Source organism: Rhodococcus sp. C-2 (assembly GCF_027854095.1).
In the GTDB taxonomy this organism is placed as follows: Bacteria; Actinomycetota; Actinomycetes; order Mycobacteriales; family Mycobacteriaceae; genus Rhodococcus_F; species Rhodococcus_F qingshengii.
Genome location: NZ_JAQGFI010000010.1, coordinates 191770 through 207090 on the forward strand (window position 1 = coordinate 191770; position 15321 = coordinate 207090).

The following is a 15321-nucleotide window of genomic DNA, read 5'->3' on the forward strand; positions in this document are numbered from 1 at the left end:
CATTTGAATTGGCAGTCAGGTTGCCGGGTGACCGGCAACCGTAACCCCAACGGGGAAAGGAAGTTACGTGCTCGACGTCAACTTCTTCGATGAACTCCGCATTGGCTTGGCCAGTGCAGAGGACATCCGCAATTGGTCCTACGGCGAGGTCAAGAAGCCGGAGACCATCAACTACCGCACGCTCAAGCCCGAGAAGGACGGCCTCTTCTGCGAGAAGATCTTCGGCCCCACTCGGGACTGGGAGTGCTACTGCGGTAAGTACAAGCGTGTCCGCTTCAAGGGCATCATCTGTGAGCGCTGTGGCGTCGAGGTCACTCGCGCCAAGGTTCGTCGTGAGCGCATGGGTCACATCGAACTGGCCGCACCGGTCACGCACATCTGGTACTTCAAGGGTGTTCCGAGCCGTCTCGGTTACCTGCTCGACCTGGCTCCGAAGGATCTCGAAAAGATCATCTACTTCGCTGCCTACGTCATCGTCGGTGTCGACGAGGAGCTCCGTCACAACGAGCTGTCCACCCTCGAAGCCGAGATGCAGGTCGAGAAGAAGACCGTCGCAGATCAGCGCGACGCCGATCTCGAGGCACGTGCGCAGAAGCTCGAAGCCGACATCGCCGAGCTCGAGGCAGAGGGCGCGAAGTCCGATGTCCGCCGCAAGGTCAAGGACGGCGGCGAGCGCGAAATGCGTCAGCTCCGTGACCGCGCGCAGCGTGAGCTGGATCGTCTCGACGAGATCTGGACCACCTTCACCAAGCTGAGCGTCAAGCAGCTCATCATCGACGAGCTCCTGTACCGCGAGCTGGTCGACCGTTACGGCGAGTACTTCACGGGTGCGATGGGCGCAGAGTCCATCCAGATCCTGATGCAGAACTTCGACCTCGACGCCGAGGCAGAGTCTCTCCGCGAGACCATCCGCAGCGGCAAGGGCCAGAAGAAGCTGCGTGCACTCAAGCGCCTCAAGGTGGTTGCGGCATTCCAGACCAACGGCAACTCGCCGATGGGCATGGTCCTCAACGCTGTTCCGGTGATCCCGCCGGAGCTTCGCCCGATGGTTCAGCTCGACGGTGGACGTTTCGCGACGTCCGACCTCAACGACCTGTACCGCCGCGTCATCAACCGCAACAACCGCCTCAAGCGACTGATCGACCTCGGTGCTCCCGAGATCATCGTCAACAACGAGAAGCGGATGCTGCAGGAGTCGGTCGACGCCCTGTTCGACAACGGTCGTCGTGGACGTCCGGTCACCGGACCGGGTAACCGCCCGCTGAAGTCCCTGAGCGATCTGCTCAAGGGCAAGCAGGGTCGCTTCCGTCAGAACCTGCTCGGTAAGCGCGTCGACTACTCGGGTCGTTCCGTCATCGTCGTCGGTCCTCAGCTCAAGCTGCACCAGTGTGGTCTGCCCAAGCTGATGGCTCTCGAGCTGTTCAAGCCGTTCGTGATGAAGCGTCTGGTCGATCTGAACCACGCGCAGAACATCAAGTCGGCAAAGCGCATGGTCGAGCGCAAGCGCGTCCAGGTGTGGGACGTCCTCGAAGAGGTCATCGCCGAGCACCCCGTGCTGCTCAACCGTGCACCTACGCTGCACCGTCTGGGTATCCAGGCATTCGAGCCGCAGCTCGTCGAGGGCAAGGCCATTCAGCTCCACCCGCTGGTGTGTGAGGCCTTCAACGCCGACTTCGACGGTGACCAGATGGCTGTTCACCTCCCGCTGTCGGCAGAGGCACAGGCCGAGGCACGCATCCTGATGCTGTCCTCGAACAACATCCTCTCGCCTGCTTCGGGTCGCCCGCTCGCCATGCCGCGTCTGGACATGGTCACGGGTCTGTTCCACCTGACCCGTCTAGACGAGGGTGTCACCGGTGAGCTCGTTGCTCCGACCAACGACGAGGCAGAGCAGGGCGTGTACTCCTCGCCCGCCGAGGCTCAGATGGCAGTCGACCGCGGCGCGCTCTCGGTTCAGGCTCAGATCAAGGTGCGTCTGACGCAGCAGCGTCCGCCGCGCGACCTCGAGAACGAACTGTTCCCCGAGGGCTGGAACTACGGTGACGGCTGGACCGCCACCACGACACTCGGCCGTGTGCTCTTCAACGAGCTGCTTCCGGCGGACTACCCGTTCGTCAACGAGCAGATGCCGAAGAAGCGCCAGGCGACGATCATCAACGATCTCGCCGAGCGGTACCCGATGATCGTGGTTGCTCAGACCGTCGACAAGCTCAAGGACGTCGGGTTCTACTGGGCCACCCGTTCGGGTGTCACGGTCTCGATCTCCGACGTGCTCGTGCCGCCGGAGAAGCCTGCCATCATCGAGGACTTCGAGGCTCAGGCCGACAAGATCGAGAAGCAGTACCAGCGTGGTGCTCTGGACAAGAAGGAGCGCAACAGCGCTCTGGTCACCATTTGGCAGGAAGCGACCGACAAGGTCGGCAAGGCCATGGAGGCTCACTTCCCCGACAGCAACCCGATCCCGATGATCGTGAAGTCCGGCGCAGCCGGCAACATGACTCAGGTTCGCTCGCTCGCCGGTATGAAGGGCCTGGTGACAAACCCGAAGGGTGAGTTCATCCCGCGTCCGATCAAGTCTTCCTTCAAGGAAGGCCTGACCGTTCTCGAGTACTTCATCAACACGCACGGTGCTCGTAAGGGTCTGGCCGATACCGCACTCCGCACCGCCGACTCGGGTTACCTGACCCGTCGTCTGGTGGACGTTTCGCAGGACGTCATCGTCCGCGAGGTCGACTGTGGAACAGAGCGCGGCATCGTCACCACGATCGCCGAGAAGCAGGCCGACGGCACGATGATCCGCGATGCTCACGTGGAGACCAGCACGTACGCCCGTACCTTGGCGGCCGATGCAGTCGACGCGAACGGCACCGTCATCGTCGAGCGTGGCCACGATCTCGGTGACCCCGCGATCGATGCTCTGCTCGAAGCCGGCATCACGACGGTCAAGGTCCGCTCGGTCCTGACCTGCACCACCGGCACCGGCGTTTGCGCCACTTGCTACGGCCGCTCGATGGCCACCGGCAAGCTGGTCGACATCGGTGAGGCTGTCGGTATCGTCGCCGCACAGTCGATCGGTGAGCCCGGTACTCAGCTGACCATGCGTACCTTCCACCAGGGTGGTGTCGCAGGAGATGACATCACCGGCGGTCTGCCGCGTGTCCAGGAGCTGTTCGAGGCACGTGTGCCCAAGGGCAAGGCTCCTATCGCGGACGTCACCGGTCGGGTACAGCTCGAAGACGGCGATCGTTTCTACAAGATCACCATCGTTCCGGACGACGGCGGCGAAGAGGTTGTCTACGACAAGCTCAGCAAGCGTCAGCGTCTGCGCGTCTTCAAGCATGCCGACGGTCGCGAAAGCCTCTTGGCTGACGGTGACCACGTCGAGGTCGGACAGCAGCTCATGGAAGGTGCTGCCGATCCCCACGAGGTCCTGCGAGTCATGGGTCCGCGTCAGGTTCAGATCCACTTGGTCAACGAGGTCCAGGAGGTGTACCGGAGCCAGGGTGTGTCGATCCACGACAAGCACATCGAGGTCATCGTGCGCCAGATGCTTCGTCGCGTGACGATCATCGATTCCGGTGCCACCGAGTTCCTGCCCGGTTCGCTCACCGAGCGCGCCGAGTTCGAGTCGGCAAACCGCCGCGTTGTCGCCGAGGGTGGCGAGCCCGCAGCCGGCCGTCCGGTGCTCATGGGTATCACGAAGGCGTCGCTCGCGACGGATTCGTGGCTGTCCGCGGCATCGTTCCAGGAGACCACTCGTGTCTTGACCGACGCGGCTATCAACTGCCGCTCGGACAAGCTGATCGGTCTGAAGGAAAATGTCATCATCGGCAAGCTGATCCCTGCCGGTACCGGTATCAACCGTTACCGCAACATCCAGGTTCAGCCCACCGAAGAGGCACGCGCCGCTGCTTACGCCGTGCCGTCGTACGACGACCAGTACTACAGCCCGGACGGCTTCGGCCAGAACACCGGTGCTGCAGTTCCGCTGGACGACTACGGCTTCAGCAACGACTACCGCTAAGCGTTAGTTCGTAGAAATCCCCCCACTTCGAAAGAGGTGGGGGGATTTTTCATGTCAGGAGTGGGACGTTTTCAGGAGTTGCTGCCGCTGAGGTCCGGGATGACGATCTCCTGGACGGCCCACTTGTTCCCGTCGGGGTCGGCGAAGTAGATGAACCGCCCCCAGGCCTGGTCGTCGATCGGGCTGATGTCGATGCCGCGGCTCTTGAACTCGCGCTCGGCCTCTTCGATGTCCTTGACCACTACCTGCATGCCGACGACCGAGCCGGGCTCGGCGTCGGTGATTCCCTTGCCGATGCAGATCGAGCAGGCCGAACCGGGAGGGGTCAGCTGGACGAATCGCAGGTCTTCGCTGACCGTGTGATCGTGGTCGGCATTGAATCCGAGGCGGACGTAGAAGTCCTTGGCGCGGTCGATGTCGGTGACGGGAATGGCGACCAGTTCGAGCTTGATGTCCATGACGTGCCCTTCATGTGATGGTGAATTCCGGCGACAGGTCCAGTGTTGCGGGTATTGCGGTCAGAAACGGTCCTCGTTCGGCGTCCGGATGAAACTTTCCGAATTCCTTGTTGCTCCGAGGGTGCTTCTCTCACTGCTCGACCGATCCCGAACCAGGAGCGGATACCCCGACTCCGCAGCTCTGACGCATTCCGTCGAACGTGCCGCGCACGCCGACGCTCTCGGCTACCACCGGTTCTGGGTCGCCGAGCATCACGCGGTGCCCGGGATCGGGAGCGGGTCGCCGGCAGTACTGCTTGCCGCGATCGGCGCGCATACGCGCGATATCAGACTCGGCAGCGGTGGGGTCATGCTGCCGAATCACCAACCGCTGATCGTCGCCGAGCAGTTCCTGATGCTGGAGGCTCTCTACCCGGGGCGAATCGACCTCGGCCTCGGCCGATCGCTGGGATTCACGGAGCCCGTACGTCAGGCACTACGACGCAGCAAGGACGCTCCGGACACGTTTGTGTCGGACCTGGACGAGGTGAGGCGTTATCTGGACGGTTCCGCCGCAGTGACGGCACGGCCGGCGTCGCAGACTGGAGTCCCGATCTTCGTGCTGGCGACGCGCACAGGTCTGAAAGTGGCAGCGCAGCTGGGGCTTCCGGTGGTCGTGGGTGGGCCGATACTGGGAATCGGTAGCACCGATCGGGTGGATGCGTTGGACGAGTACCGCCGAGCTTTCCAGCCCACCGACACACACCCCGAACCCTATGTGGTGGTTTCCCTCGAGGTGGCGGTTGCCGATACCACCGAGGCGGCCCGTGAGTTGCTGATCCCGGAGGCGTACGCGCTCGCAGAATCGTCACGGACAGGGGAGTTTCCGCCGCTCGTGTCGCCGGACGAGATCAGGCGCGCCCCGCGCAGTGATCGAAACGCCAGGCGCATCGAGTCGTTCACGGCTTCGGCGCTGCACGGCACACCCGTCGAGGTGAAACAGCAACTTCACTCTCTCGCCGAACGGACCGGTGCCGACGAAGTGTTGGCGTCGACATCGACGTACGACCGTGACGCGCTTGCACTTTCGGACCGCCTGCTACGTGAGGTGGTTTAGCGGTGTGGTTGATCTAACGAGGCACGTGAAACTCGAGCAGAGTGGCGACGGAGTCGTCGAGTTCGGTCCACGGCACCGGTACGGAGAGGACGGCGATCGCCGAAGTCGGGAACTTGTCGCGGATACGTTGGGCCGCTTCGGAGTTTTCGTTCGATGCGAGATCGAGTGCAGTCCAGGGAATTCCGGGTTCGTGTCCGACGATCAGGAGCGTCTTGACGTGGTCGGACGTGGTTCGCGCAGCTGCAATGACGTCTGCGGGTGAGCCGCCGTAGATGGACTTCTCGAACCCGGCGGGAGCTTCGATTCCCGTCGAGGCAAGGGTTTCGACGGTCCGCCGGGAGGTGGAGCACAGAACGGCGTCGACGGGCGGGACGTTTTCACGGATCCATTCGCCGCCGATGCGGGCCTCGCGCAGGCCCCGTTCGGCGAGCGGACGCTCGTGATCACGGATGCCCTCGGGGTAGCTGGACTTGCCGTGTCGCATGAGGACGAGGGTGCGGTGGTCGGCCATGCGTTCACGGTATCCGCTTTGTGCCCGTCAGTCCGGTTACTCTGGATGGTCAGGACCTTGAAGGAGGTTTTCGATGGCCGGTAAGAAGCTCGATCGAACTAATGCCCGAACTGCACTCGAGGTGGTACGCGAAAGCCCCACCATCGCTTTCATCACCGTTGCCCCGGCAGTGGTCGTGTTCGGCGTGGTGTGGTGGCTCTTCGGTTTCTGGGCCGCGATTCTTCTTGCGTTGGTGTTCGGTGTCGCGGCTGTCGCGACCCAGAAACTGCGTTAGAGGGCGCTCACCTGCGCAACTGCGCGGAGCGCTTCGCCGACCAGGAACCAGACCGTGACGGTCTTGTCGTCGACGCGGCTGCGCAGGACGACGTCGTCGCTGGAGACGATGGGGGAGAGGTACTCGATCAGTGCTCGATGCGGAACTGTCCGTAGTTCGGTGCGAGCGCTGAGGACCTCTTCGACTGCCTGCCAGTAGACGGCGTTGTTGACGTGGTCGAACGGGTCGATATCCGTGGCGCGCAGAGCGAACGGCGTGTCCAGAACACCGGCGTCGTCCGCCTCCGGTGCGTTCTCGGCGAGGACACGCTTCCACTTCAGGCGATGCTCGTCGGTGGATTCCTCCAGTGGCCGCATGAAGTCGTCACTCATCCGCGTGGGCATGCCCGATTCGGCGCTGATGTTGATCCAGAAGCCTTCGGTTTCCATCAGCGCGCCGTTGCTGCCGTCGAAGCGCACACGCATGTTCGCCCATCTCGTGGAGAAGCCGGAGCACCAGCGAGTCATCGTCAACTCTTCCGGCCAGATCGCCGGGCGTACGACGTCGACGACCGTACGACGCACTATCCAGAGCGGATGGGTGTCGATGGCTCCCGCGGCCTCGATGTTGTCGTTGCCGATGTCCTGCAGGTAGCGGGCGACGGCGTCGAGCCTGACCTGCTTGGCGACGTCGATGTCGCCGGTGCGGACCGGGCGGGACTTGACGAAGATCGGTCCTCGGTCCGGCTGTTGCGCGAGCGTGAGATCTGGGTTCACGTGAGATTCCTGTTCGCTGGAGTGAGCCGATTCTGTCAGGCTTTTCAGCGAGTGGCGATTATCTGCTTTCCGCAGCCGGAGCCGTCGACCATTCGTGCCACGGCGACGGCGGTGTCGGCAAGGGGATGAACGGAGTCGATCACCGGGGTGATGTCACCTGCGTCGATCATCTGCGTCAGGACCTCCAGATCGTCGGCGTTCTCCGAAGCGATGAAGGTGCCCATTTTCTGAGATATGAACGGAGACAGGCACTGTGCGCGTATTCGGCGATCGGTTCCGCCGAGCCACCGTCCGCCGTTCTCGCCGCCGACGATCACCAGCGTTCCGGTGCGTGTGAGCGCCCGTCGAAGATCTCGCAGTCGGCGGTTGCCGCCGGTATCGATGATGACGTCGTACCGATGCGATCCGTCGGTGGCGTCGTCGACGCGGTAGTCGAGAACCTCGTCGGCACCGATGGAGCGGACGGTATCGGTTTTCGAGGTGCTGCACACGCCGGTGACGTGAGCGCCCATGGCTTTTGCCACCTGCACCGCGTAGATCCCGACGCCACCGGATGCGCCGAGCACGAGGACGGATTGGCCCGCCTGCACGCGGCCGTGGTCGCGCACGGCTTGCAACGCTGTGAGGGCGGAGACCGGCACCGCTGCTGCTTGCGCGAACGACAACCGGGCAGGTTTTGCGGCAATCTTCGTCTCGAGTGCGCGTGCGTACTCCGCGAACGAACCGACCGCGATCCCGTATACCTCCTGGCCGACTGCCACGCGGGTCACCGAACTGCCGACGGCCTCGACTCGGCCGGATACGTCCAGTCCGCGTACCCGGTTCCTAGGTCTGCGCAGCCCGAAACCCGCGAGGCGCAACGGATATGGCAGTCCGGCCATGAGATGCCATGCCCCGCGGTCGACGGACGCGGCCTCGACGCGTATCAGCACTTCGTTGTCGGCGACAGTGGGGCGCGGAATGTGGTCGAGGTAGAGAACGTCGGCCTCGCCGTAGCGATCCTGTACGACGGCGGTCATCAGTTCCTTCGGCATGCGAGTCTCCGTTCGTCGAATACTTACAGCGTAAGTATTGCACTTACGGTGTAAGTTCTGTCAACGTGGAGAAGCGCGCAAGATTGACCCGAGACGACGTCGTACACGCTGCTGTCGCGCTTGCCGATTCCGTCGGAATCGATTCGATGACCATGCGGAAGCTGGGCACCGAACTGGGCGTCGAAGCGATGTCTCTGTACAACCATGTTTCGGACAAAGGGGATCTGCTCGACGGAATGGTCGATGCGGTCTTCGCGGAGATCGATCTGCCGACGCCGGGACGCCCGTGGCGCACGGAACTTCACGTGCGAGCGGTATCGACAAGGGAAGTGTTGGGGAGGCACCCGTGGGCAACTCCGTTGATGGAGTCCCGAACGACGCCTGGTCCCGCGACCCTGCGCCACCACGATGCCGTCATCGGAACGCTACGCGCCGCCGACTTTCCCGTCGCCCTTGCTGCGCATGCCTTTTCGATCATGGATGCGTACATCTACGGCTTCGTGCTGCAAGAAGTGAGCTTGCCGTTCGAAACAGCGCAGGAAACGACGGAACTGGCGAAGGCGATCATGGGCTCATTCGAGAGCGGTCAGTATCCGCACCTGGCCGAGTTGACCACCAAGCACGTCCTTGCTCCGGGATACAGCTACGCCGCCGAATTCGCTTTCGGTCTCGATCTGATTCTCGACGGACTCGAACGTCTGCACATCGGGAGCGAACGATGATCTGACGTGAGTACCGGGTTAAAGTCGAGAAAACCGGGTTACCGGTCCAGACTTCAGATGTCCCGAAGAGGAGCTTTCTGTGCGCGCCATGGTGGTTACGGAACTGTCCGGTCCCGAAGGAATTGTCGCGCAGGAGGTTCCCGAGCCCGCAGCCGAAGGTCTTGTTCTCATCGATGTGAAGGCAAGTGGCGTCTGCTTTCCGGACCTGCTCATCACCTACGGCAAGTATCAGATCCGCCCGGAACCGCCGTTCATTCCCGGCGCGGAGATCTCGGGCGTCGTGGTCTCCGCGCCGGAAGGGTCGGGTTTCGCTCCGGGCGATCGTGTTCTCGCGGCCGCGTATCTGGGTGGGTATGCAGAGCGGATTGCCGTCAACCCGGCGCAGGTACTCCGAATTCCGGACGGACTCGCCTTCGACGAGGCGGCCTCGCTGATCATCAACTATCAGACGATGGAGTTCGCGCTCGCTCGTCGCGCGAAGATCGTCGCGGGGGAGACTGTCGTCGTGCTCGGCGCTGCAGGCGGAGTCGGAACGGCAACCATCCAGCTGGCCAAGGCGCACGGTGCCCGGGTGATCGCCGTGGTACGACGCGAGGGCGTCGATGACTTCTTGCGTGAGCTCGGTGCCGACGAGGTGGTCGCGCTGGCTCCGGGATGGGGAGAGCGGATTCGGGAACTGACCGACGGCGTCGGCGCTCAGATCGTGGTGGATCCGGTGGGCGGCGATGCGTTCGACGACGCGGTCCGGGTTCTGGCACCCGAAGGACGACTCGTGGTGATCGGATTCGCCGGCGGCGGTATTCCCGAGGTAAAGGTGAACCGGGTGCTGTTTCGCAATATCAGCATTGTCGGCGCGGCATGGGGTGAGTTCACGCGTACCAATCCCGAGGCGGTAGCCGAGGTACACGCATCGCTGGTAGAACACGTCCGAAACGGCTTGCGTCCGCTGGTCAAGGCACGGTATCCGCTTGCCGACGCAGCAGTTGCCCTGGCTGATCTCGAAAGCGGCAAAGTTCTAGGAAAGGCCATCTTGCTGCAGGAATGATTCTTCGCAACGTGATGGTGGTCACCAAATAATAAGTTGCAACATGTTTTCATTTGGGCAATAGTTGCAACCGCACTACCATTTGCCAGGTGATCGCTTCCGATTCTGATGACCTGTATGGAGCACTCGACGAGTTGTTCACTCGCCTGATGAGCGCCGGTGATTCGGAGTCGATCGATGCGTTGATCGAACTGGATCTCTCGTTCTCTCAGGTGCGTGTGCTGTTCGTACTTGCACAACGTGATGCGGCGATCCCGATCAACGAGGTTGCCGACGAGCTTCGGCTCTCGGTGGCAGCTACGGGGCGGAACATCGATCAGCTCGTGAACATGGGTCTGGTCGATCGCCGTGAAGACGAGCGGGACCGACGCGTCAAGCGGGTTTCCTTGTCGGAGGCCGGTCGTAAGGTGACGACCAACCACATCGAGTGCAAGCGCGGCCAGCTTCGCGAATTCGCGTCGCGTGTTCCTGAGCCAGAGCGGATTCGTTTGTTCGAGGCTCTCAAGCCCATTCTCGCGGGTGACTATCTGCGAGCACTTAACCAGGAGACTTCGCGATGACATCGCCGAACGCGCCGGCACCGGCGTCCGACAAACTTGACGGGGCGGTCCTCAAGATCGCTTCCGTGGTGGTGCTCGGCGCCATCATGTCGATTCTCGACGTAACCGTGGTGAGCGTCGCGCTCACCACCTTTGCCGAGGACTTCGAAACTTCGTACGCCACCGTCGCGTGGACGATGACGGCCTACACCCTCGCTTTGGCGACGGTCATTCCGGTTACCGGTTGGGCTGCCGACCGTTTCGGCACCAAGCGCCTCTACATGACTGCCCTGGTGCTGTTCGTGCTCGGTTCGGTCGCCTGTGCGATGGCGTGGGACATCACCTCGCTCATCGGCTTCCGTGTGCTCCAGGGCCTCGGCGGCGGCATGTTGATGCCGCTCGGTATGACCATCATGACCCGGGCCGCCGGTCCGGACCGCGTCGGTCGCGTCATGGCAGTTCTCGGAATCCCGATGCTGCTCGGCCCCATCGGTGGCCCGATCCTCGGTGGTTGGCTGATCGAGGCCGCGAGCTGGCACTGGATCTTCCTGATCAACCTGCCGATCGGCATCATCGCGTTGGCAGCAGCATTCATCATTCTGCCGTCCGACAAGGCGAAGCCTTCGGAGTCCTTCGACTTCCTCGGCATGATCCTGCTGTCACCCGGCCTCGCGCTGTTCTTGTTCGGTGTGTCGTCCATCCCTGAGGTGGGAACGGTTGCGTCGGCTCGGGTTCTGGTGTCGGCCGGTATCGGTCTGGCGCTGATCATCGCCTTCGTGTTCCACGCGCTCAACAAGGATCACCCGCTGATCGACTTGCACCTGTTCAAGAACCGTCAGTTGACCACCGCCGTCATCACGACGTCGCTGTTCATCGTCGCCTTCATGGGCGCCGGGTTGCTGTTCCCGAGCTACTTCATCCAGGTCGGCGGTCACACCACGCTCGCTGCCGGATTGTTGATGGCTCCGCAGGGTCTCGGCGCTATGGTCACCATGCCGATCGCTGGTCGACTGGTCGACAAGATCGGCCCGGGCAAGATCGTCCTGACCGGTTTGCCGTTGATTCTGATCGGCTTGGGTGTGTTCACACAGGTTGCCTCGGATTCCCCGACGTGGCTGCTGATGGGTGCCTTGTTCGTCATGGGCCTCGGTATGGGTTGCACCATGATGCCGCTGATGACCGCAGCTATCGTGACGCTCTCCAACGAGCAGATTGCTCGCGGCTCCACCCTGATGAACATCGTTCAGCAGACCGCAGGTTCGATCGGTACCGCCGTGATGTCGGTGGTCTTGACCAACCAGCTTCTCGATCGTGGCCTCGACACGACGATGGTCGGTGCGGCCTCGCACATTCCGACCGAACCGGGAAGCCCGCAGGAGTCTGCCGCGAATTCGATTCTCAGTGCGGCGTCGGATGCCTTCGGTAACACCTTCCTCGTTGCCACTGTGCTGATCGTCCTGACCCTCATCCCGGCGTTCTTCCTGCCGCGGAGCAAGACCACCAGGCCGGTGGCCGAGGGCGAGACGGCAACGCCGATCGTTATGCACTGACCGCTTTTCGGTAGATCGTTCGTCCAGGTGAGGGCGGCACACATCTTGTGTGCCGCCCTCATCTTTTTGCCGTGGAATACAGCTGGATGGTTGAATGTTTGATCAGTTACATGCAAACGCATGGATCTAGTTCGCGGAGGAGCAACCATGCAATTCGGAATCTTCACGGTCGGTGACGTCACCACTGATCCCACGACGGGGGCGACCCCGACAGAGCACGAGCGCATCAAGGCCATGACAACCATCGCCAAGCACGCCGAGGAAGTCGGTCTCGACGTCTTCGCGACCGGCGAGCATCACAACAAGCCGTTCGTGCCGTCATCTCCGACCACGATGCTCGGATACATCGCGGCCCAGACCGAGAAGATCACGCTCTCCACGTCCACGACGCTGATCACCACCAATGACCCGGTGAAGATCGCCGAGGATTACGCGATGCTTCAACACCTCGCCGAGGGGCGCGTCGATCTGATGATGGGTCGCGGAAACACCGCGCCTGTGTACCCGTGGTTCGGCAAGGACATTCGCGCCGGTATCCCGTTGGCGCTCGAGAACTATCAACTTCTTCGCCGGCTCTGGGACGAGGAGGTCGTGAACTGGCAAGGGGAGTACCGCACTCCACTCCAGGGATTCACGTCCACACCGCGCCCGCTGGACGGCGTCGCGCCGTTCGTGTGGCACGGCTCGATCCGCAGCCCCGAGATCGCGGAGATCGCGGCGTATCACGGCGACGGATTCTTCGCGAACAACATCTTCTGGCCGAAAGAGCACTACATCGAGCTGATCAATCTTTACCGCCGGCGTTACGAGCATTACGGCCACGGGTCCGCGGATCAGGCGATCGTCGGTCTCGGTGGTCAGGTCTTCATGCGCAAGAACAGTCAGGACGCGGTCAAGGAATTCCGTCCGTATTTCGACAATGCTCCGGTGTACGGCCACGGGCCCTCACTCGAAGAGTTCACCGAGCAGACGCCGCTGACCGTCGGTTCCCCTGAGCAGGTCATCGAGAAGACGTTGGCGTTTGCCGATTTCTTCGGCGACTACCAGCGCCAGCTGTTCCTGATGGATCACGCCGGGCTGCCGCTCAAGACGGTGCTCGAGCAGCTCGATCTGCTCGGTGAGGAAGTTGTTCCGGTTCTGCGCCGTGAGTTCGCGGCCAGGCGGCCAGCACATGTGCCGGACAACCCGCCCACTCACGCGTCGATGAAGGCGGCTCGTGAGGCAAGCAGTGTCACTGCCTGACGAGCAACCGCCTGAGGTTCCGGTCAGCACCACCGAACTCGCCACCGACGCCTGGGAAGCCTTGTTTCGCGCCCAGGTGTCGGTGCTGCGGCGGCTCTCTGCCGACGACGTCTGGGATCAGGTGTCGATGCGCGAGTACGACGTGCTGTTCACGCTGAGTCTTGCGCCGAGTAGTTCCCTTCGCCTGCATGACCTGAATCGGGAGATATTGCTGAGCCAGCCTTCGCTAAGTCGCCTGGTGGAACGGTTGGAGGGCGAAGGTCTGGTAACGAGAAGTGTTGATCCACAGGATCGCCGCGGGACGATCGTGCAACTCACCGAAACGGGTGCAGCGCTGCAGAAATCAGTGGGTCGCCGTCATGCCGCGAGCATCCGCCGCCACGTCGGACCGGCCCTGGACGCGGATGAACTTCGACTGTTGGCCGAATTGTGCACGCGTCTGCGTCTCGCGCAGTCATGACTGGAGGCAGGATGGACGATATGAGTAACCTCGAAGCGCAGCCCGTCGAGCAGGAATGCGAAGGCCATCCGGCGGAGAGCGAGATTCAGATCCTCACCCCGCGCGACGTACCGCTCGGTGGCCCGCGGGCCATGCGAGTGCGACGCACCCTCCCGCAACGCGAGCGTTCGCTGATCGGGGGATGGTGTTTTGCAGATCATTACGGTCCGGATGACGTCGGCTCAGGACCGGGCATGCATGTGCCGCCGCATCCGCATACCGGTTTGCAGACGGTGAGTTGGCTGTTCACCGGAGAGATCGAGCACCGTGACAGCATCGGTTCCCATGCGATGGTGCGGCCGGGTGAACTGAATCTGATGACGGCCGGGAGTGGGATCGCGCACTCCGAGGTGTCGACGCCGAATACGAAGGTTCTGCACGGGATGCAGTTGTGGGTGGCGCTGCCGGATGCGGCGCGCGATACCGCACCCGCGTTCGTTCACTATCGACCGGAGCCGGTGACCACCGATGGTGTCACGCTCAGTGTGTTCCTCGGTTCGCTCGCCGGTGAAACGTCTCCGGTGTCTACCTTCACCGAATTACTCGGTGCCGAGGTGATTCTCGATCCTGGGGCCGAGATCGCCCTCGATGTCGATCGTTCACATGAGCACGGCGTGATCGTCGATCAAGGATCGGTTGTTCTGCGTGGTACCACTGTCGGCTGGGCCGAGTTGGGTTATCAAGCACCGGGTTTCGGAAAACTGACTTTGCGCAATCCGGGATCCGAACCGGCTCGACTGCTACTTCTCGGCGGGAAACCGTTGGGCGAGCAGGTCATCATGTGGTGGAACTTCATGGGCCGTACACACGAAGAGATCGTCGAGTATCGACGCAAGTGGCAGGCCGAGCTTGCCTCCGGATTCGACGGCAGCGTCCCGGACCGGCGTTTCGGCGTCGTGCCGGGATACGACGGTCCGGCGCTCCCGGCACCCGAGTTGCCGAACAGTACGTTGCGGCCCCGAGGCTAGTCGTTGCTCTTGCTGCTACCGGCCGCGAGCGTCGTTTCGATCAGGCTTGTTCGATGTCCTGGTGAGCCTTCGCGAGCATGATGTAGCCGGCGCCGTTGGCGGTGATACCGGCCTTTTCGCCTTCGGAGAGTTCACGTTTGACCTTGGCGGGCACGCCGGCGACCAGTGATCCAGGCGGGATTTGCATCCCCTGAGACACGACGGCGCCGGCTGCAATCAGTGACCCCGAGCCGATGTGTGCGCCGTTGAGCACCACGGCACCCATGCCGACGAGAACGTCGTCTTCGACGGTGCACCCGTGCAGCACCGCGTTGTGGCCGACCGAGATTCGTTCGCCCAGCACTGCGGGGAACGTCGGGTCGGCGTGCACGGTGCAGTTGTCCTGAATGTTGGTGTCAGCGCCGATGGAGATCGATTCTGCGTCGCCGCGGATAACCGCGCCGTACCAGATGCTGGCTCCCGCAGCGATGGTCACCGCGCCGACAACGGTGGCGTTGGGTGCGATGAACGCACTTTCGTCGATCTGCGGGGTGTTACCGAGAACGGTGGCGATGATCGGGTTGGTCATGGTTCTCCTGTGCGTTGGAATGACGTGCTCTGACGG

At 62.5% G+C, this 15321-nt stretch carries 15 protein-coding genes; 10 read left to right on the top strand and 5 right to left on the bottom strand.

Annotated features, from left to right (window positions below; translation table 11 throughout):
• The first annotated feature begins 67 nt into the window (after positions 1-67).
• Complete coding sequence (locus PCS43_RS21930) at positions 68-4024, top strand: DNA-directed RNA polymerase subunit beta' (RefSeq protein ID WP_003941914.1); 3957 nt, start codon at positions 68-70, stop codon at positions 4022-4024.
• 71 nt (positions 4025-4095) lie between these two features.
• Here PCS43_RS21930 and PCS43_RS21935 read toward each other — a convergent pair whose 3' ends face one another.
• Entirely contained in the window at positions 4096-4482 is a 387-nt protein-coding gene (locus PCS43_RS21935) for a glyoxalase superfamily protein (RefSeq protein WP_003942070.1), read from the bottom strand.
• Positions 4483-4570: 88 nt separating this feature from the next.
• Here PCS43_RS21935 and PCS43_RS21940 point away from each other — a divergent pair, with 88 nt between their 5' ends.
• Positions 4571-5578 (top strand): LLM class flavin-dependent oxidoreductase, encoded by a 1008-nt coding sequence (locus PCS43_RS21940; protein ID WP_054827492.1) that lies wholly within the window; start codon positions 4571-4573, stop codon positions 5576-5578.
• Between the two features lie 13 nt (positions 5579-5591).
• Here the strand turns inward: PCS43_RS21940 and PCS43_RS21945 are convergent, their stop codons facing one another.
• Positions 5592-6089, bottom strand: coding sequence for a SixA phosphatase family protein (locus tag PCS43_RS21945; RefSeq protein ID WP_007728426.1), 498 nt, complete (start codon positions 6087-6089; stop codon positions 5592-5594).
• 73 nt (positions 6090-6162) lie between these two features.
• On the opposite strand from PCS43_RS21945, the gene PCS43_RS21950 reads away from it, so the two are divergent.
• A complete protein-coding gene (locus tag PCS43_RS21950; RefSeq protein ID WP_003941897.1) occupies positions 6163-6363 on the top strand; it encodes a hypothetical protein in 201 nt (66 codons plus the stop codon).
• Here the strand turns inward: PCS43_RS21950 and PCS43_RS21955 are convergent.
• Positions 6360-7118 carry an acyl-[acyl-carrier-protein] thioesterase gene (locus PCS43_RS21955; RefSeq protein WP_007728423.1) on the bottom strand — a complete coding sequence of 253 codons (759 nt, stop codon included), beginning with the start codon at positions 7116-7118 and terminating at the stop codon, positions 6360-6362. The two genes, PCS43_RS21950 and PCS43_RS21955, sit on opposite strands and share 4 nt — an antisense overlap.
• Positions 7119-7162: 44 nt before the next feature.
• Complete coding sequence (locus tag PCS43_RS21960) at positions 7163-8152, bottom strand: NAD(P)-dependent alcohol dehydrogenase (protein WP_064443324.1); 990 nt, start codon at positions 8150-8152, stop codon at positions 7163-7165.
• 65 nt (positions 8153-8217) lie between these two features.
• On the opposite strand from PCS43_RS21960, the gene PCS43_RS21965 reads away from it, so the two are divergent.
• The 7 genes from PCS43_RS21965 (at position 8218) to PCS43_RS21995 (ending at position 14717) form a co-directional block, all read left to right on the top strand.
• Positions 8218-8874: a TetR/AcrR family transcriptional regulator gene (locus PCS43_RS21965; RefSeq protein ID WP_039972951.1), complete on the top strand. Its 657-nt coding sequence runs from the start codon at positions 8218-8220 to the stop codon at positions 8872-8874.
• 79 nt (positions 8875-8953) lie between these two features.
• A complete protein-coding gene (locus PCS43_RS21970; protein WP_003941986.1) occupies positions 8954-9919 on the top strand; it encodes an NADPH:quinone oxidoreductase family protein in 966 nt (321 codons plus the stop codon).
• Between the two features lie 89 nt (positions 9920-10008).
• Positions 10009-10479: a MarR family winged helix-turn-helix transcriptional regulator gene (locus PCS43_RS21975; protein WP_003941890.1), complete on the top strand. Its 471-nt coding sequence runs from the start codon at positions 10009-10011 to the stop codon at positions 10477-10479.
• A complete protein-coding gene (locus tag PCS43_RS21980; RefSeq protein ID WP_003942006.1) occupies positions 10476-12008 on the top strand; it encodes a DHA2 family efflux MFS transporter permease subunit in 1533 nt (510 codons plus the stop codon). Before PCS43_RS21975 ends, PCS43_RS21980 begins: the two co-directional genes overlap by 4 nt.
• Before the next feature lie 147 nt (positions 12009-12155).
• Positions 12156-13250, top strand: a complete 1095-nt coding sequence (locus PCS43_RS21985; RefSeq protein WP_007728412.1) for an LLM class flavin-dependent oxidoreductase — start codon at positions 12156-12158, stop codon at positions 13248-13250.
• Positions 13237-13710, top strand: coding sequence for a MarR family winged helix-turn-helix transcriptional regulator (locus PCS43_RS21990; RefSeq protein ID WP_042453108.1), 474 nt, complete (start codon positions 13237-13239; stop codon positions 13708-13710). Before PCS43_RS21985 ends, PCS43_RS21990 begins: the two co-directional genes overlap by 14 nt.
• 20 nt (positions 13711-13730) lie before the next feature.
• Positions 13731-14717, top strand: a complete 987-nt coding sequence (locus PCS43_RS21995; protein WP_039972959.1) for a pirin family protein — start codon at positions 13731-13733, stop codon at positions 14715-14717.
• Positions 14718-14757: 40 nt separating this feature from the next.
• Here the strand turns inward: PCS43_RS21995 and PCS43_RS22000 are convergent, their stop codons facing one another.
• Positions 14758-15285, bottom strand: coding sequence for a gamma carbonic anhydrase family protein (locus PCS43_RS22000; RefSeq protein WP_003941993.1), 528 nt, complete (start codon positions 15283-15285; stop codon positions 14758-14760).
• Positions 15286-15321: the final 36 nt, after the last annotated feature.

Excerpts from the sequence above, each read along its gene's own strand:
- PCS43_RS21935 (WP_003942070.1), bottom strand. The coding sequence starts at position 4,482 with ATGGACATCAAGCTCGAACTGGTCGCCATTCCCGTCACCGACATCGAC.
- PCS43_RS21940 (WP_054827492.1), top strand. The coding sequence starts at position 4,571 with ATGAAACTTTCCGAATTCCTTGTTGCTCCGAGGGTGCTTCTCTCACTG.
- PCS43_RS21945 (WP_007728426.1), bottom strand. The coding sequence starts at position 6,089 with ATGGCCGACCACCGCACCCTCGTCCTCATGCGACACGGCAAGTCCAGC.
- PCS43_RS21950 (WP_003941897.1), top strand. The coding sequence starts at position 6,163 with ATGGCCGGTAAGAAGCTCGATCGAACTAATGCCCGAACTGCACTCGAG.
- PCS43_RS21960 (WP_064443324.1), bottom strand. The coding sequence starts at position 8,152 with ATGCCGAAGGAACTGATGACCGCCGTCGTACAGGATCGCTACGGCGAG.
- PCS43_RS21980 (WP_003942006.1), top strand. The coding sequence starts at position 10,476 with ATGACATCGCCGAACGCGCCGGCACCGGCGTCCGACAAACTTGACGGG.
- PCS43_RS21985 (WP_007728412.1), top strand. The coding sequence starts at position 12,156 with ATGCAATTCGGAATCTTCACGGTCGGTGACGTCACCACTGATCCCACG.
- PCS43_RS21995 (WP_039972959.1), top strand. The coding sequence starts at position 13,731 with ATGAGTAACCTCGAAGCGCAGCCCGTCGAGCAGGAATGCGAAGGCCAT.
- PCS43_RS22000 (WP_003941993.1), bottom strand. The coding sequence starts at position 15,285 with ATGACCAACCCGATCATCGCCACCGTTCTCGGTAACACCCCGCAGATC.